General features: G+C 38.9%; 16 protein-coding genes. 4 read left to right on the top strand and 12 right to left on the bottom strand.

Going from position 1 to position 17,494, the window contains the following annotated elements; translation table 11 throughout:
• Positions 1 to 22: 22 nt before the first annotated feature.
• The 4 genes from mvk to VMUT_RS03225 all read right to left on the bottom strand — a co-directional run bounded on the left by mvk (position 23) and on the right by VMUT_RS03225 (position 4,373).
• Complete coding sequence (gene mvk / locus VMUT_RS03240) at positions 23 to 1,015, bottom strand: mevalonate kinase (RefSeq protein WP_013603998.1); 993 nt, start codon at positions 1,013 to 1,015, stop codon at positions 23 to 25.
• 88 nt (positions 1,016 to 1,103) lie between these two features.
• Positions 1,104 to 2,327 carry an MFS transporter gene (locus VMUT_RS03235; protein ID WP_013603997.1) on the bottom strand — a complete coding sequence of 408 codons (1,224 nt, stop codon included), beginning with the start codon at positions 2,325 to 2,327 and terminating at the stop codon, positions 1,104 to 1,106.
• A gap of 140 nt (positions 2,328 to 2,467) precedes the next feature.
• Entirely contained in the window at positions 2,468 to 2,707 is a 240-nt protein-coding gene (locus VMUT_RS03230) for a hypothetical protein (protein WP_013603996.1), read from the bottom strand.
• Positions 2,708 to 2,846: 139 nt separating this feature from the next.
• Positions 2,847 to 4,373, bottom strand: a complete 1,527-nt coding sequence (locus VMUT_RS03225) for a 4Fe-4S ferredoxin (protein WP_013603995.1) — start codon at positions 4,371 to 4,373, stop codon at positions 2,847 to 2,849.
• 100 nt (positions 4,374 to 4,473) lie between these two features.
• Here VMUT_RS03225 and VMUT_RS03220 point away from each other — a divergent pair, with 100 nt between their 5' ends.
• A complete protein-coding gene (locus VMUT_RS03220) occupies positions 4,474 to 7,830 on the top strand; it encodes a hypothetical protein (RefSeq protein ID WP_237699703.1) in 3,357 nt (1,118 codons plus the stop codon).
• Here the strand turns inward: VMUT_RS03220 and VMUT_RS03215 are convergent.
• The 3 genes from VMUT_RS03215 to VMUT_RS03205 are packed head-to-tail and all read right to left on the bottom strand — an operon-like array spanning position 7,816 to position 10,274.
• Complete coding sequence (locus VMUT_RS03215) at positions 7,816 to 8,634, bottom strand: hypothetical protein (RefSeq protein WP_048056838.1); 819 nt, start codon at positions 8,632 to 8,634, stop codon at positions 7,816 to 7,818. The genes VMUT_RS03220 and VMUT_RS03215 overlap by 15 nt on opposite strands.
• The gene (locus VMUT_RS03210; protein WP_237699702.1) at positions 8,594 to 9,364 is read right to left on the bottom strand and encodes an ABC transporter permease; all 771 of its coding nucleotides are present in this window, start codon (positions 9,362 to 9,364) and stop codon (positions 8,594 to 8,596) included. Before VMUT_RS03210 ends, VMUT_RS03215 begins: the two co-directional genes overlap by 41 nt.
• Positions 9,351 to 10,274 carry an ABC transporter ATP-binding protein gene (locus VMUT_RS03205; protein WP_013603991.1) on the bottom strand — a complete coding sequence of 308 codons (924 nt, stop codon included), beginning with the start codon at positions 10,272 to 10,274 and terminating at the stop codon, positions 9,351 to 9,353. Before VMUT_RS03205 ends, VMUT_RS03210 begins: the two co-directional genes overlap by 14 nt.
• A 122-nt stretch (positions 10,275 to 10,396) precedes the next feature.
• Between VMUT_RS03205 and VMUT_RS03200 the strand changes: the two genes are divergently transcribed.
• Both VMUT_RS03200 and aspS read left to right on the top strand, forming a co-directional pair.
• Positions 10,397 to 10,909 carry a transcription elongation factor NusA gene (locus VMUT_RS03200; protein ID WP_048056837.1) on the top strand — a complete coding sequence of 171 codons (513 nt, stop codon included), beginning with the start codon at positions 10,397 to 10,399 and terminating at the stop codon, positions 10,907 to 10,909.
• 36 nt (positions 10,910 to 10,945) lie between these two features.
• Complete coding sequence (gene aspS / locus VMUT_RS03195; RefSeq protein WP_013603989.1) at positions 10,946 to 12,247, top strand: aspartate--tRNA(Asn) ligase; 1,302 nt, start codon at positions 10,946 to 10,948, stop codon at positions 12,245 to 12,247.
• Here the strand turns inward: aspS and VMUT_RS03190 are convergent, their stop codons facing one another.
• From VMUT_RS03190 to VMUT_RS03175, 4 genes are all read right to left on the bottom strand, one after another.
• On the bottom strand, positions 12,248 to 13,213 hold the full coding sequence (locus VMUT_RS03190) for a DMT family transporter (protein WP_013603988.1): 966 nt from the start codon (positions 13,211 to 13,213) through the stop codon (positions 12,248 to 12,250). It abuts the gene before it with no gap.
• Positions 13,214 to 13,409: 196 nt separating this feature from the next.
• The gene (locus VMUT_RS03185; RefSeq protein WP_048057151.1) at positions 13,410 to 14,762 is read right to left on the bottom strand and encodes an MFS transporter; all 1,353 of its coding nucleotides are present in this window, start codon (positions 14,760 to 14,762) and stop codon (positions 13,410 to 13,412) included.
• A gap of 167 nt (positions 14,763 to 14,929) precedes the next feature.
• A complete protein-coding gene (locus VMUT_RS03180) occupies positions 14,930 to 15,571 on the bottom strand; it encodes a 50S ribosomal protein L18 (RefSeq protein WP_013603986.1) in 642 nt (213 codons plus the stop codon).
• Positions 15,572 to 15,632: 61 nt separating this feature from the next.
• Positions 15,633 to 16,079 (bottom strand): 50S ribosomal protein L19e, encoded by a 447-nt coding sequence (locus tag VMUT_RS03175; protein ID WP_013603985.1) that lies wholly within the window; start codon positions 16,077 to 16,079, stop codon positions 15,633 to 15,635.
• Positions 16,080 to 16,108: 29 nt separating this feature from the next.
• Between VMUT_RS03175 and VMUT_RS12600 the strand changes: the two genes are divergently transcribed.
• Positions 16,109 to 16,282 carry a hypothetical protein gene (locus VMUT_RS12600; RefSeq protein WP_193387203.1) on the top strand — a complete coding sequence of 58 codons (174 nt, stop codon included), beginning with the start codon at positions 16,109 to 16,111 and terminating at the stop codon, positions 16,280 to 16,282.
• 165 nt (positions 16,283 to 16,447) lie between these two features.
• Here VMUT_RS12600 and VMUT_RS03165 read toward each other — a convergent pair whose 3' ends face one another.
• On the bottom strand, positions 16,448 to 17,464 hold the full coding sequence (locus tag VMUT_RS03165) for an alcohol dehydrogenase catalytic domain-containing protein (protein WP_013603984.1): 1,017 nt from the start codon (positions 17,462 to 17,464) through the stop codon (positions 16,448 to 16,450).
• Positions 17,465 to 17,494: the final 30 nt, after the last annotated feature.

Here is a 17,494-nt window from a genome sequence, read left to right as displayed (position 1 = left end):
CTTTTGCTCTTGAGACGTGTGATTAATCATTACTAACAATCGTGGCGCCATTAGTATCTAAACCAGCCCTTAACACGGAGCCGCCGGTAAGCTCTATAGCCTTCTCAACCTCGATCCTATCAGATAAGGCAATCATGCATCCACCACCACCTGCACCAGTTAATTTAGAGCCAAGGGCTCCTGCATGTCTCGCTGCGTAGACCATATCGTTCAGTTGCCTAGTCGATACACCCAGGGCATCTAATAACCCGTGATTAATATTCATTAAAGTGCCCATTAATTCTAGATCACCCATCTCCAGGGCTTCCCTGCCCTTCTTGGTGATTAAGCCTATCGATTTTATTATAGGTTCAATAATGTTTCTCATAATCTCATACTTTCTCCTAACCATAGCAACCAAATCCTTGGTAGTACTAATTCTTGGTACATAACCAATAATCAATGGAACATTAGCCCCAGGTTTTACGGGCTCCATCACCGTATTATTACCCTCGGGTTTTATGTACATGATCCCGCCAAAGGTGGCCATGGTGGTGTCTGTGGGGCTTGCGGAACCCTGGACATCTTTTTCGACTTGCCAAGCCAATCGCGATAATTCACGTTTATCAATATCATAACCTAGTTCTTTAGCGTATGCCAATATTGTTGCAACAGCCACAGCAGCTGATGTGCCTAAACCAGCGCCTACGGGCATTTCTGACCGTATTTCTAAGTCAATACCCACTTTCTTATCTAAGTACTCCATGGCTAATTCAATGGCTCTCTTAACATAACTTAATGCGGAAATAACAGCCCCATAATCTGTCTTAGCAACAACGTCGCCACCCTCACTAATTGTTACTGAAATACCTGCCAATCTTAGATCCCTTGCATTTATGTTTATCTTATTATCATCTCTAGCCCTTGCAGTTACGTATAAGTACTTATTTATAGCCATTGCCAGGGCTGGCTCGCCATAAACCACCGCATGTTCTCCATACAATATTACCTTACCTGGTGCTCTGATGGTAATCATGTAGAATAATGATAATTACTGGGAAAATAATTTTTTCGTTAAATCTATAATTAAATACTAATGATTCATTAAAATCGTAATACAATCACTACCTATTAAGTTTCATCCTATACAGGCTAATCATCATTATCGAACTAAGTGAGAGAATAAGCGGTATTAAGAATATGGACCCTGTACTTACTTTATACAATTCACCTGTTACATAACTACCGATTGTTTGTCCAACCAATTGAAACACTATTAACATGCTCATTCCGTAACCCCTCCTATCAATACTAATACTGCTACCCAACTTGCTCTGTATTGCTGTCATGGCTAACTGAGTACCGATCTGAAGTAGGAGTAGGTATCCTATGGTTGAGTATGCATTTTCAAGTAATCCTATTGCGCTACCCACCGTATTTATTATAATCCCTGAAATAAGCAACTTATTTCTATACTTATCGACATAAAACATTAAGAAAATGCCTATTATTATGTATGCTGCGTATGAAATCGATACTAAGTAACCCCAATAAACTGTACTTAGTCCTAGTTTATAAACAACGTATATAGATAGTAATGTATTAACGGGCATCACCGCAATTGCTATTATTAAGGCTGAGATATAAGTGATCAACAAGTCACTAGGTAAATTAATGATATTCCTTAAAAGATAATAGGAATGCAGGAACTCCCTAAGGGATGCTTTGCTTAATTTATTGTTTAAGGTTTCTTTAATGGCTAATTGCCTAATTACTGCTACGATTGTCGATATTATTGATGAGATTAAATACGCAAACCTAATACCAAGCAATCCATATTTATTAATTAGAAAGCCGCCAATTGGTGGTAATACTAACCAGGGTATTTGAGGTAGTATTGATGTGATTAAGATTCCGCTGGCGTACCTATCCCGTGGTAATGAATCTATCAAGATTGCAAGTAGTGCGGGTTGATAAAACGCAGCGGCCATGTTTATGGCATAAAAGACTGCGAGCAATTGCCAATTGGGTGCAATAACCATTAGGAACGAAGTTATGGTTATTAACCAAGTCCCTATTATTATTGATAATCTGCGGCCCAATGTATCCGTTAAGTACCCACCTGGTATCACAGTGATTAACTGAGCAATTATTGAAATGGAATATGTTAATCCAATATCTATGGCATTAGCACCAAGCATCTTTAAGTAAATTGAAAAATAAGGTATTGTTAATGCATTACCAATTGCATAAAGGAACCAAGTAAGTAATAGAATTCCCACGTTACCTGTTACGTAATACCTAATGTTATTTCTTATATTGCGCAACAATGATCCCTTCTCATTCATGGATATAAACGTGACTTCTTTTAAAGGTTATGAACGCAGGAAATTCAGTTACTTACCCATCATCACAGTTCAAGAGACCGTCGTCTCATCACAAGAAAGCAATGTGTAACAGGCTTTAAAAGACTTGCATTATGATTTTGTTACGGTAGTATGTAATAACGATCCTTAATTAATTCTCTAGCAACTCTCTCATTTACGTATATGGGCATTATTATTGGTAATGCATATGGCGTTGGTATTATCATTAAATGCTCAGTGTTTCGACCATACTGGGCTGCATTAATCTCAATATTTTCCGAGTAACTGCTAGTAATCGTATCTTTCCTTAACTGGATTGGAAATGCTCGTATACTTCTAATTATTGACTTTATGTTCATCATACATTTTTCAATCATTATGAAGGGTTTAAATACTTATGAGGTGGGGAGAGTACACTTGCTATATATCAAGAATAGTGAAAAAATTACTATATATAATATATATTTTACGTAGATTCAAGTACACGTTATTTAATATTTTTCATGGAATCTTGACTATAGCACCTCTCGAACATACCAACTGGCAAATGCCACAGCCAATACATATCTTAGTATCAATTATTGGCTTCCTACTTAATTGAATTGCAGGGCATTTAATTCGTAAACAATCACCACAGTTATCGCAATACTCATCATCAATCTTAAACATGTATTTACCCATGGAATTAGTTATGATATTTACAATGACTATACCCCGTGAATTAATTATGCTTAAAAGACCTGATAACGAGGCTAAGGGAGTACTTGGGTCATAGTTTATGACCTTGTAATTAACGCCTATCTGGGAAAGAACATTAATAGCGTCCTTACATTCATCCTTAATCAACGGAATTATAATGAGGTATTCATTCTTAATGTCGATGATTTCCCGTATAATTTTTTCCTGGTTCATCAATGTGCATGGATTAGCCACAGCTATTAGCCTACCATAGTTATACCCAGACTTTAGAAATGCTAGAACTGCCATTAATGGGTTTATCACGATATCGATTATTTGATCAAAACTTCTTGGTTCAAAGAATGTGGGAAGCATGTCATAGCTCGGTGTTAATCCCTCAATATCAATTAAATGTGCATATGCTGGATCAATTGCAATGATCGGTACCTCACCCTGCCTCCTATATTTTGAAAAGAGCCATTCAATGATCATTAATGGGTCTCCTGGTTCTCGAAAAAAGAATTGCTGGATTATATTATTGATTAAATCATTATACCACTTATCGATATCTTCGCTCATAAGCTTATTAACGCTCAATTCTCTCACTAGGTAATCACCAGGATCAACCACATACTTAGCATTAATTGAATTCTTAGGCAGTGGATTTACGTATAATGACAGTACTATTGAGTAATTACTGACTCTATCAATATGGTCCTTAATGAACGGCCATGCAGAACCCGAAACAAGTACACCATCGCCTTTATTAATGATAGTAATGTTATCACGGGACCTAACCCTAACCTCCTCAGGCATGTCTCTACGGACACCATCCAATAATCGATTAAGACCCCAACGCATAGTCTCACCCCAATTCTTATTGAACGTAGGTTCTCTATGCCTAACACCAATGCCACTAACACTCTCACCTATACTTAACCAAGGCCCTAGTCTCACAACATACGGCAATTCAAAAGCTTCACTATAGTCTCGGCTCTCCTTAATAGCCTTACTTAGGCTCTCTTGATCCCAGGGCTCTAGACATGGCAAGTTCATTAAATTACAGAATGGTCTCACGTCATGAATGTCATAAACGAATACTGTAAGTGAGCCCCTAACCTTAGCAACACCTAGGGAGCCTAGGGAGTTTAGGAAGCCAATATCATCAATTAACACTGCTACATCTCTAAACATGCCTGAGAGAGCCTCGGCTTCATTAATCGTGTTCTCAGGACTTGTTTTAATACTAAATACCTTATTTATTAAGTAAGAGCCTGTTATCAGTACGTCATTGAATGAATTCCTTAATGCATCCGTAATTCTCATGATACTGCCTCTCACATCATGCACTAATTTCGGTGATTATACTGCGATTTAAAAAGTATTATTTTTATTACAAAATTGAAAGTTTTTAATAACTTTAATATAAAGGTAATTATTAAATATAAATGTGAGCCGCAAGAATGGTTTCATGGTTTCATTAAGTGGAAGGTTCTTACTTATTGCGTTAATTGCCTTGATTCTCATGTCAATTAGCACTAGGGCATTAACGCCTTCCGTGGATAGTACGCACTTCCTAGTTTATGACTTAGCAAATGCAGGTTCATTATATGACCAAGCCCTAGATAACTACCTCGAGCAGGCATACTCACTATATACCACTACTTTGGGCATGAAAATGGCGCCACCATGTAATGGAAGCCAATACATAGTGTACGTAGTACCTTTTCTCTCAGGGTCAGAGGCAGGCATAACTGAGTGGGAGTACACCTATACAAGTACCGGGCAAATAACTAGTACTTGTATAGAATATATAAATATAAGTGCTGGCTTATCGAGTCAATGGCTTGAGCATACGGCTTATCATGAGCTTGTCCATGTATCTCAATGGGCATACATACAATACATAACAATACCCCAGAATTACCCGTGGTACATAGAGGCTGATGCTGAGGGCACGGCGAGCTACTACACGAATCAATGCCCGTTGGCCCAGGACTACTTCCAATATAATCAGTATGAGTATGACCCATATGACTACTCAGGGAAGCCAATAATAAACATGTACTATTACTCAGCCTTCATATACTGGCTGATTGCAAATAGCATTAGACCAGCAGAGATTGAGCAAAACGTGTTCAGTAGTAATAGTGTTGTTAATTCATGGCTAGATAATTACTATGTTCAATATCTAACCTCAATAGTTCATGGGCAGGACTTATGCGGTTCAACCTACTACCCAAGCTTCCAAACAATAAGTATGAGCGGCAGTACTTACTCATTTAGCGTTAGTCTCCAAGGTCTCGGTGCCCAGTATTACGAGGTTCAGCTACCTGCCACAGGCACCATAGAAATCACGGCAAGTGGTGGTTCGGTTGTTAGTAACATTGAACTCAATTCCGCATTCTCGATAACAAACACGACACTATACATGGCAGTGGTCAACCCAACAACCAACAGTGAAACCGCCACATTAACGATTGGTTATACCCCAGGCGTAATGGCTAGGATAGTCAATGGCACGTACAACGTAATGAAGCAATCACTAACGCTGGAGTTATACGTCACGTATGGAACGACGCCGATCACAGGCACAATATACGTTAATGGCACATCGGTAAGTGCAAATAATGGTTATGTAAGTATAGCATTTACGGGAATTACCTGGGGCACCTATGCAATAAACGTGACGTATGAAAACTCAACAGCACTTGCCTACGTTACATTAATGCAGCCAACAATGTCGTTAATAACATCATCCACGTTATACTTAACAAGTAATAGTCTTGGTTACCTAGTATTTTCGGTAAACAATCCAAATAATATGACGTTAATCACGAATGTGATGATTACATCACCACCAAGCCCAACAAATATGTATAAACCAATGATTTATTTTGAGCCATCTAATGAAACATTAACGCTAAGTCCAGGTGCATCAACAGTTAGGGTCTATTTCTTCACAAACGCCACGGTATCAAGTAGTCAAGGTGATATTTACCTATACAACAGTCCAAGCACTGCAATAACCCTTGGGTATAATGTAGTGCCTGTACAGGTAGGTATCACTAACGCTACGTATTACTTAAATGATAACTATACAGTGATTAATACCTACATTATTAATGTAGGGGTATTACAGTCAATGATAAGAGGTCTTGCTGGTTCGGTCTACGTTAATTATAGTACATACACAATAACCGTAATTAAAGTAAATATAACAAGCCCAACGATAAAGTTATTACCAAGGATTACAGTGTTAGCGCCACACTGGGCCTTAATAAATGCAACAATCGAATTAATGACACCGAAGTCCTGCCCTAATTATCCAGTATTTTATAAGGGTGTACTTTATGTGAATAATACGTATGTAGGCAGCGTACTGGTGCCATGTAATAGCGAGAGCATTACATGGGGTTTATTAAACATGACTTATACAAAGTACTATATCGTACTTTCCATCACGAATACTACAATTAATACAGGGATTAGTATAGTGTATCCATTAATAAACGTGATTAATTACTTATGGAATATAACGGGTACTAATGAATATGTGTTTGCAAATCTAAGTGTATATGGTCCATATAAGTATGTGGTCCTTGGCCATGAGATAAGCAACTCAACATTACAGGTAATGTATACCTTACCTATGAATTATACTGTATTAACCATAAATACTGGTTTCGGTAACATAACAATTTTAAGACCAACACCAATAATAAGTCTTGAATCACCAGCAATAATCATTTATCCGCAAACACTTAATGTAGTCGTAAATGTAACAATGCCACCAACACTTACTTACCGAGGGCTACTAAACACTTACTTAAATGGTTCTTTATACTCATCAATGACGGTTAATTTACCACCAGGCAAATCAACGTTAATAAGTATAATCGTTAAACCCGCAATACCAAGTATATTCACAATAAACGTTAAACTCGGTATATGGTCTTCGAGCAACATCACAGCAGCAAGTGTGGAGATAAATGGATTAAGTGTACAGGTGAAACCTTTAGTGATTATTGGTCGTGCCGAATTAATAAACATAACGATAATTGATAATCCTCCGATAGAATTGCCAGTGAACCTTACGCTTCAAGGTTGTTTGAATGAAACAACCACGGTTATGGCTAATACCTCACTAAGTCTAGGGTTTAATAATGAATGCGCCCTATACATTAATGCATCATCATATACATTAACCAGTGAAGCCATTAGTTACTGGGATTACTTAAACATGTGGCTTGGCAACATTATTGGTTATTACGAGGGAATACCACTAATACTGAATGAAACGGTAACGGCATACGCCACCTTCCTAAATAACTCGAAAGTGCCAGCTACGGTGCTCATTAATGGAACAAGTACATTCACACCAGAATACCTAGGATCAACCACCCTAATACTAAGTATTAATTATCTTGGCGTTACTAATGAGTCCTTACTCAACGTCTTTGTTGTGCCACCAACGTACTTTGAAGCTGAGGAGATACTTAATGAATTGGGGAATCCACCATTCCTAAACTCAACAATAGGTAACGCAATAACAAGCGGTAATTGGGGCTTAATTAATAAGATCGTTAATGAGTATCAAGAATCATCAAGGCAATACGACCCACTGGCTCAATTATCGAGATACCTATTAGTGCAGGCCATAATGAATGGTGATATTAGTAAGATAAGTCTCGTAAGCACCATACTTAAGTATGAATTCATAATTTATGCAGCATTCCTATTAATAATAATACTGATAATAGTGATGGTATACAGAGTAAGTAGGGCTAGGTCACGTAAGACCTAACTTACCCTCCTCCCTTAAACGCCTATCGAATATCCTTACGAGTATCGCCGTTATGATGAATAGAGATGTCACTGTGATTATTGAGTAAATTATCTGGTAAATAATTGGTATGGGTAACTCCAAGTATCCCAGGGCTGACTCACGCATTAGTATGAATGGGTAAGCTATTGGTGAATATTCGTTTATCATCGTTACGTACCTACTCGTCTCACTCGGTATTAATCCACCCAATGTGGGCATTAGGAATTGCATTATGTCTGTAATAACCCAATTAGACCTAAGCTTAATCACGAGCATTGCATATATGGTTGATATAAAGAGTAATTGTAAAGATGCAAGCACTATGGATATAATGAGGAGTATGGGATCCCTAATACTAATTATTAAACCAAATATTATGTAGAAGCTAACCACGAGTGCAACAAGATCAAGCAATGTATATATGGAGTATGCAATACCCCAACCAATTACGTGAATTAGTATGTTGTTTACAGTGGACATGACGTTTTCAAGGATCCCTTCATAACCTTCCTCAATTATTCCATTACCAAACCCCCATAACCAACTTGAGTATAAGGCGAAGGCATATGCCGCCCATAAAAATAATTGAAGAATCTGCATGCCTAAGGTAAGCACTCCAAACCCCCTGAGGGTTAGTATGAAGAATGCGAGCCATAATGGTGCCGTTACAATATTTATCATTATCGATGATGGCTTAGAGAACAACAGACGTAAGCCTCTCCATACCTCAACACCTAGTTCCCTAAATACCCCTGCTCCTAAAGCTTCTTTCAAGCTTGGCATACGAAGTCACACCGAGTAATAGGTAAATTATTGTCGCAATTATTAAATATACAATAAAGGTGATACTTTCATGACTAGCACTCTCCAGGTACATAGAGTGGAAAGTAATATACATAGGTAATACGTAGATAAGTTCCTTGATCCACCATGGCAATACATATATTGGATACGTAGTTCCAGAGAGTATTGTTAATATTGGTGTTAAGATGTTCATTACTGTATCGGCGTCATTCAATTTCATAACAAGCCCCGCTATTAATAAGCCAAGCCCGTAAAGAGGCAATAACCCAATGAATAATAAGAGCAACGCCAATGCTAATTTTATGGTTCCGACCAATCCATACTCTGCATAGAACAATGGCAAGGAAGCTATTGTGAAGGCACCTATGTTCATTATTATCATTACCATAGACGTACCAAATAACACTATGTACATACTTGTTGGCGTTGCAAGCAAAAACTCAAGCCGTCCACCCCTCTTTTCCTCCCATAGAAATCGAGCCCCTGTTTGCATCATTATCATTGATAGCATTAGTACCTCGAACCCAATAAATTGCCTAAGGAAAACACCACTGGTTATCTTCACGAAAAACGAGGCTATGAAGGCCATACCACCAGCAACAAAGTATGGAAGTATTATTAGCAACGCTAAGCCACCCGGCTCCCTACTTATTATCTTCAGCTCATTTATCATTACTGCATAGAGTATACTTAGTCTACTTACCTTCATTCTCAACCACCCTGACAAAAGCTTCCTCTAACGATGGTTCATTAATCCTTACCTTACCTATTCTTAAGCCCCTTGATTCAGCTTCATTTATTATTTTACGAAGTGTATCAATAGGATTCGTAGTTTCTTCACGTATGATTTCTACACGTCCATTAATCTGAGTCTCGATCTCAATTGTGTATTTTAATCCAAGCATATCCTTGATATCCCTTGGTGATCCTTCAATGATCATTTTCCCATTATTTATTATACCAACTCTATCGCAAATCTCCTCCACCTCCCAAAGGTTATGGCTTGTGAAGAGTATCGCCTTGCCCTCGTTTCTTAGTTTCCTTACCAATTCCCTTACCTCCCTCGCAGAGATTGGGTCTAAACCAATGGTTGGCTCATCGAGAAATAACACAGGCGGATCATGAATTAACGCCCTAGCTATGGCCAATCTAGCCCTCATACCAAGTGAGTACTCCTCATAGGGCCTATTCATTGCATTCTCAAGGCCAACGAGTCTCATTAACTCCCTAGCCCTTGTCTCGACCATGGATTTACTTAACCCATAGAGCTTACCAAAGTAGACGAGGTTTTCATACCCACTAAGTCTTGAGTAAAAGCCCTTGTCTGGGTAAAGAATCAAGCCTATAATGCTCCTAACAATGTTTGCTTCCTTAACTACATCATGCCCATTAATCATGGCATAACCATCATCAGGAATTAATAGGGTGGCCAGTATCTTGACGGTTGTTGTCTTACCCGCTCCATTTGGCCCCAGTAACCCATATACCTCACCCCACTTAACATTGAAGGACACGCCCTTCAGCGCTTCAACTATGATTTTTCTCCTTCTTATGAAGCCAATACGCTCATAACTAACGAATTTCTTCCTGAGATTTAAGGCTATTATTGCATCATTCACACAATCCTTAATGCAGCAATCCCAGATAATAAGGTTTTGTCGCGTTCTCCTTTGGAAGATTAACTATTCATATTATCTTAAGGCATAAGGTTTATTAAGCCAGGTATTTTTATGAGTGTCGAATGAAAATACCGTTTTGTACATTCTGCGTTAAGACTAGGGTGTTCTGCCAGAAGTGCCAATCTTTGCTTGATAGTGGGGAATATTCTATGCTTGATGTTGATGTCAGCGATGCATTGCTAAACATAGCCACCGGCAAGATGGATGAGATTTTGAAGAATGTTGAGTATGTTAAGTCCTATGAAGTTGGTGATTTGGTAATTGTAGTACTTAAGGGTGTAAAGACGCTTCCTCGGTCTATAGTGCAGCAGATTGAACATGATATTGAGAGGACATTGAATAAGAGAGTTAAGGTTGTTGAGAAGGGTGTTAATGTGAATGAATTAGCTACGCAATTGGCATCGCCCGCCCGAATACTCACTGTATCAACGTCCTGGCTGCCTGATGGTACCACAGAAACTGTTGTCAGGATAACTAAGAACGAGCTTAGGAGATTGCCATTTAGACCGAGTGAGTTGGCTAAGGTTCTTAGTCAGATTAGTGGTACAAATATAAGGGTTGAGATTACTAAGTGATCATAATTTTTAAATCCCCAAATCTGTAAGTGGATCGTGGGTCCTTTAAGAAAAACTCACTGGACTAAAGACTTAACGCCTGAACTGGATGGTAAGGAGGTCATACTGACTGGTTGGGTTTGGGACATTAGAGATCTCGGTAATATAAAATTCATATTAATTAGGGATAGGGAGGGCTTTATTCAATTAACAATAAAGAGGGGTGTTGCTCCAGATAGTGTTTGGTCAATGATACCATCATTAAATAGGGAGGATGCTATAGCGGTTAAGGGCGTTGTTAGAGCGAGTAAGATAGTTAAGGCTGGTATTGAGGTTTTTCCAAGTGAAATACAGGTTATTGCTAAGTCGAAAGCCTTGCCCATAGATATATGGGGTTCCGTGGAGACTGATCTAGATACTCGATTAAAGTTCAGGTCAATAGATCTTAAGAGGCCATTTAATTTGTTAATATTTAGGGTAGAAAGTGAAACTGTTCGTGCCATTCGAGAGACGCTGTATGGCCGTGATTTCATAGAGGTGTTTACGCCGAAAATAATCGTAACAAGCACTGAGGGAGGCGCTGAATTATTCACTGTACAGTATTTTGAGAGGATTGCCTATTTAGCCCAGAGTCCGCAGCTTTATAAGGAGGAATTGACAGCGAGCCTTGAGAGGATATTTGAGATAGCACCTGCATATAGGGCTGAAAAGCATAATACTAATTATCATCTTAATGAGTTCATATCCGTAGACATTGAGGAGGCCTTTGCCGATTATATGGATGTTATGGAGATTCTCGAGGATGTAATTGTTAATGTTTATGATAGAGTCAGTAGGTTATATGGTAATGAGCTAGCTAAATATGGAATAGAGGTTAAGGTCCCAAAGAGACCATTTAGGAAGATTACATACGATGAAGCGTTGGATATACTAAGTAAGAGAGGTTTAAGGATTAATTGGGGTGAAGATGTGCCGAAAAATGGCATGGAGATCCTAAGCGAAGAGATCGTAGAACCATTCTTTATAATACACTTCCCAACGGACTTAAGGGCTTTCTATACAAAGCCTCTTGACTCGGATCCCAAGATAAGTGAATCATTTGATCTAGTAATAGATGGTTTGGAAATAGCATCGGGAAGCAGTAGAATTCACATTAAGGAGCAATTAATGGATGCATTAAAGAAGAAAGGTCTTAATCCGGAGAGTTTCGAGAATCACTTAATGATTTACGACTATGGCATGCCACCACATGCAGGATGGGGTATGGGGCTTTATAGATTATTAATGGTGTTATTAAAGAGGAGTAATATTCGAGAAGTCGTACTCTATCCAAGGGATAGATATAGGCTCGAGCCGTAGCTATATCACCTTTTTCTTTCGAGGTATTTTCGTTATTATACATGAACCAACAAACCCTAAACTATCCTTGAATCTCCCACTCCATAGTGAAACTTCCTTAATTGGTTGATGGCTAGGCGTATAGTCGCTTATTAGTATTGATCTTCCTTTCATTTCAAATTCTCTTAACTCAATATTTAATGATAGTATTGATATTATTAATAATGTCCAAGCCACTGGATTAGCCGGTAGTTGTTGCATTGGTATTGAGGTTATTAATGAACTTATAGTTTCAACTGAGGATGTTAATGATACTTCAACAGGTCCTACGTGCCTAATCGCCACCGCATATAGTGTATAGGGTATTACATTACCGATTAGGGCAAGTAACAACGGATAATAGAAGTAATTCAATTCAAAAATAAGTGATAACATAATGAACTTTCGCATTGTTAAGTATGCTATTACTAACGTACCCAATGATTGTCCAAATACGAAATTTATTATATCAATATTATTAATCTTAGCCAAAACTATTGTGTAAATAAGATTCATAACCATGAGTAGTAATGCTATGTATATAGGATCACCATAGCCCTGAAATAATAAGTATAATGCACTAAGCAGTGTGATTGCAGATATTATGTGCCTAATGTTGATTCCCTCGTTATTTATGTAATTAATGATTATCAACGGTATTATATAACTTGAGCTTACAAGAGCCGTTAAGCCACCAACATTATTCGATAACTCCACATATAAATACGTAATTATGTAATTTATTGGTGACAATAATAAGCCCTTAATTATTGACTCAGTGTCATAATTATAATACAATAATGCCGTTAATAATAAAATGGAGAATAGATAGCTCGTTGCTATTAATTCATCAGCACCAAAGAATCTAAGGGCTACGTAAGTAATTGGATATGATATTCCCCATAAGGCCGAGGCAAGTATCGCCAGTACTAGGTAGCGCTTGGTCATAGAAATCACCAAGGAGTTGAGTTATTGATGAGAGCAAAACTTTCACCGCACTTAGTAATTAAAAACCTTTCTAAATTAATTTCTCAGAAAGTGCGTTAATGTTTTAGTATATTTTTCACAACTAATACATTTATTAATTTAATTATTTTCACGAATCATATAAATGATCATAATTCAATTCATAAATAATAGTTCCTTAGTTACTCTTATCTGCGGCTTTATCAAGGACATTTATTGGTAATCCTCTAGTTTCAGTTCCGTGTATAAACCACGCCAGCGCAGCGGAGAAGCCTATGACGTAAAGTATTAAGTTAGATAGTAAATATGTGAAGGCGTTGGTTGAGGCAAGTAGGTAATAGATGAGTAATACGTATATCGTCCATGCAATGAGCCTAACCATACCAACCCAAGTTGCTCTGTTCTTTGTTGGGTATAGTTCGGGCTCAAGAAGTGTTCTAACGGCCCATCCAAATTCACTAAATACCATGTTCAGAAATAATAGTGTATAGAATATGGTTAATGACGAGCCTAGATGGCTATTGGTCATTAGGCCATATATTATGAATATAGGGATCATAGTTAGTAATCCGCCTAAGTATGAGAATAATGTGAATGTTTTCCTGCTTAACCTATCAACAATAAACCCAATTAGACCTGCCATGGATGCACCTAGATTAGCCCATAGTAATACTTGAGTTGCTAGGGTTTCATCACTTGAGAAGGGTAATGACGGCAAGTACACTATGTAATATGCCATTAATCCATACGTGACCAATTGGGACACGCCAAGGAGCGAAAGCACTAAGGTCCTAAACCATAATGATGGAAACTTAATGAGTTGACCAGGACTTTCCGTAAGGGCATAGGATAATCCATACTCCTTAGCTATTCGTTCAGCTTCATGAACCTTACCCTTAGTAACTAACCACCTCACAGATTCAGGGGTTAATAACCTAATTATTATCGCCACAATTAAAACAACAATAGCCGCGCTGATCATGGTCCAGGTAGCTGATAATTGCGTACCCCTCATCAAGGCCAATAATAAAATTGCCGATGCTATCGTTGCACCAATATTGTCGAAATTCGTTATTAAGACGAGCATGGCACCCCTATAATTAGGCGGTATTAACTCAGTGGTAGCAGCCAGCGCAGGAGGTTCTTCACCACCAACGCCAATCTCTGCCAGTATGTATGATATTATGAATAGTATGAATGCCTTTGATACAGATATAATATTCATTAAAAGTATTGATGAACCCATACCAATTAATCCAATGGTATATAGTGCCATAGTATATACATATATACCTCTCCTACCAACGATATCCGCTAATCTGCCCATGAAAACATTACCAATCATTAGGAATATAGGGCCGAGCGCTGCCGATAGAGGTACCAGAAATCTGGGTATGTGGTTGGAGAAATAGTAAAGGGTCATTACACCGCTTGTAGTCACGAATCCCCATATCAAGAATGTTAAGGAATAACTCATAAACATTACATAATGAGTCCCTGATAATCCAGGGCCTCTTGATGATTTATTCATATCAATCACTTTGTTATTATTAATCAATAACAAATTTATATTTAAAGATTACTCGAGATTCTTAACTGCATGCACAATCTGCGAATAAATAATTTACGGAGAGATTTTCCTAGAGAATGATATTTTCGTAGTTATCATTAATTATGATCATTATCTTAATCCTTATATTATTCCTCAGCGGTCTCTTGTGGTAATTCTATATTCAATTTCTTAAACCAATTAACATAATAGTTCTTAATTTTATCCCTAATCTCCTCAAAATGCTTCGGCAGTTCTGTTGGTTCTAAACTCTTCGCAAGATATTGCGAGAAATGGACTTTGTATAATGTCTCATTCTCGTTCTTAAGTTTCTCGGCATATTCAGCAATGTGTTTACCCTCTATTCTATCATCATCAGGAAGTACATCCTCACCATGTGGTATTTCAAGCCCAGCATCAAGTGCCCCCTTAAGTACAGCAAAGATACGAGCACCATTGGTGGGCCTATGAAGTCCTATATCAAGTATTGCCTTCTTAACACCCTTCAGTAGCGCCTTATAACCGATTATTAAGCCCACAAGGTAAGCACTCGCTGTGTTCTTTGTACCACCTTTCCAACCAAAATTAAGTAATTCCTTAGATGTGGCGCTTACAATAACTTCATCACCCATAACCTTAGGCACAATAACCTGGGCAATTATGTACCTATTGGTCCTCCTAACAACAAGCCTAGGCAAACCACTCTTAATCATCTCCCTACGCCTGTAGTAATTAGTCTTACCAATCCTCCTACGCCTAAACTTAACCTTATAACGACCGGTCCTTGCCATGCTCGTAAAGCCAAAAGATAATTACTTAATAAGTATTTCTAGGATAGAGGTATGAGCATTTTTACTGCTGCTTGATGATGTTATTGCTAATTAAATAAGCCCTGAGCGACGCCACACTATCAAACCTACCACCCTTAACCTGCAGGTAAAGCTCTCTCCAAGTCCTTACATCAATTAATCCCCTCCTCTTAAGCGAATTCAAATACCTCCTCAAAGCTCTAATTCTTCCAATCCAAGCCTCCTTAGGATCAAGCCTCGCGTACTTACTACCCCTCCTCCTACCAACATTTCTCCTCCTACCCTTCCTCCTCTTCTCATGCAACTCACGCCACCTACCCCTACTAACGCCCCTGGCATACTCAGCATATATCAACCCCTCCTTAATCAAAGCCCTAATATCAGCCTTCGTAGTAACTTCACCAAGCCTATCAATAGCCTCAGGGCTAATCCTAACCCGTGACTCACCAACACCAAGCACCTCGGCAGCCAATTTCTTAACGTCAACCATCAGTGGCTTGCTGCAAACGCGGTTTTTAAGTGTTTACTTATAAGGAAACTAATGGTAAATCGATCCTAACAAACTTCAGCATGGTCGAGAGACTATACGCTAACTTCTACCACAACTTCATGAGTAGGGAGGAGTTAGAAGTACATAGGTGGTCAGCCCTGGAACTAGTTAAAAGATTAAGAACCATAATCAAAGAATTATAGCATGGCGCTTAAAGAACTTAGTAAGCCTAGGTGTAGTACTTATAATTTAAGATGGAGTATGCCAATAAAATTTATATTGATTAACGCGATCATTAACAAAGAAGAAATACTATTATTCTCGTTAGATTTTTTACTTTATTATAAAATAACATTACCTAAAGCCTACTATGGCGTGAGTAACACCTTACCCACTCTATCCTCTGACCTGAACATGGTATCAAATGCCTCCTTAACCCTGTCAAGGCTCATTTTTGAGTAGATTGGTGCCTTGATCCTACGTTTACTGAGTAAGTCAAGTAGCTTAATGAGCTCAGCCCTGGTGCCGCCTGTTGAGCCTATTACGGCAATCTCCCTTGAGTAAAGTGACGGTAAGCTAAGCGTGGCATCTCCACCAGTCAGTGCGCCTGCGGTTACCCACCTACCATAGCGCGCAACTAATTGGAAGCTTAGGTTCCAGGTTGCTTGACCAACGGCATCAACTACCAAGTCAGCGCCAAGCCCATTGCTTAACTCATTCACCAGTACTTGAGCCTCCTCTGGTGTCACTACGTAATCGGCGCCTAGCCCCATTAATGCGTCCCTGACCTTGCTTGCCTTACGGCTTATCGCGACTACGGTGGCGCCGGCTAGTTTTGTGAATTGAACGGCATAACTACCCACGTTACCCGTAGCTCCAAAAACAACGACCAACTCTCCCGACTTTACGCCAGCCCTGTCAAAGACCATGTGCCAGGCGGTTAATGCGCCAACGGGTAGTGTCGCCGCCTCCTCGAGACTGACGCTCTTTGGTATTCTTATCACGTTAGTTGCAGGCACAACCACGTACTCTGCAAACCCGCCATTAGTCACAACGCCTATTAAACCACCATTCACGCATAATTCTTCATGCCCGATTAAGCAATACCTGCAGCTGCCATCAAATAGCCTGTTGTAAATCACGATCTCATCACCAACACTGACGCCCCTAACGTTGGAACCAACCTCCTCAATCACGCCGGCAAACTCCGCACCTGGTATGTGTGGCATTGGTTTACCGCCCCTATTGATCGTGAAGTAATCCACTGGATTAACACCTGCATATTTAACACGTACTAGCACCTCGTTCAGTCCAGGCCTTGGCGCCTCAATATCCATTATACGCACATTTTCCATGCCTGGTCTATCAAAGACTACAGCACGCATTATGTCGTCGTAATCAGCCTTAATTTAAAG

The organism is Vulcanisaeta moutnovskia 768-28, from assembly GCF_000190315.1.
GTDB lineage: Archaea > Thermoproteota > Thermoprotei > Thermoproteales > Thermocladiaceae > Vulcanisaeta > Vulcanisaeta moutnovskia.
The sequence above is the reverse complement of the archived record's forward strand: the minus strand, read 5'-3'. Positions and strand labels throughout refer to the sequence as shown.

What these genes read in the sequence shown, in the direction of transcription:
- mvk (WP_013603998.1), bottom strand. Translation starts at nt 1,015, where the DNA reads ATGATTACCATCAGAGCACCAGGTAAGGTAATATTGTATGGAGAACAT.
- VMUT_RS03235 (WP_013603997.1), bottom strand. Translation starts at nt 2,327, where the DNA reads ATGAATGAGAAGGGATCATTGTTGCGCAATATAAGAAATAACATTAGG.
- VMUT_RS03230 (WP_013603996.1), bottom strand. Translation starts at nt 2,707, where the DNA reads ATGATGAACATAAAGTCAATAATTAGAAGTATACGAGCATTTCCAATC.
- VMUT_RS03215 (WP_048056838.1), bottom strand. Translation starts at nt 8,634, where the DNA reads ATGCCAAGCTTGAAAGAAGCTTTAGGAGCAGGGGTATTTAGGGAACTA.
- VMUT_RS03210 (WP_237699702.1), bottom strand. Translation starts at nt 9,364, where the DNA reads ATGAAGGTAAGTAGACTAAGTATACTCTATGCAGTAATGATAAATGAG.
- VMUT_RS03200 (WP_048056837.1), top strand. Translation starts at nt 10,397, where the DNA reads ATGAAAATACCGTTTTGTACATTCTGCGTTAAGACTAGGGTGTTCTGC.
- VMUT_RS03190 (WP_013603988.1), bottom strand. Translation starts at nt 13,213, where the DNA reads ATGACCAAGCGCTACCTAGTACTGGCGATACTTGCCTCGGCCTTATGG.
- VMUT_RS03185 (WP_048057151.1), bottom strand. Translation starts at nt 14,762, where the DNA reads ATGAATAAATCATCAAGAGGCCCTGGATTATCAGGGACTCATTATGTA.
- VMUT_RS03180 (WP_013603986.1), bottom strand. Translation starts at nt 15,571, where the DNA reads ATGGCAAGGACCGGTCGTTATAAGGTTAAGTTTAGGCGTAGGAGGATT.
- VMUT_RS03175 (WP_013603985.1), bottom strand. Translation starts at nt 16,079, where the DNA reads ATGGTTGACGTTAAGAAATTGGCTGCCGAGGTGCTTGGTGTTGGTGAG.
- VMUT_RS03165 (WP_013603984.1), bottom strand. Translation starts at nt 17,464, where the DNA reads ATGCGTGCTGTAGTCTTTGATAGACCAGGCATGGAAAATGTGCGTATA.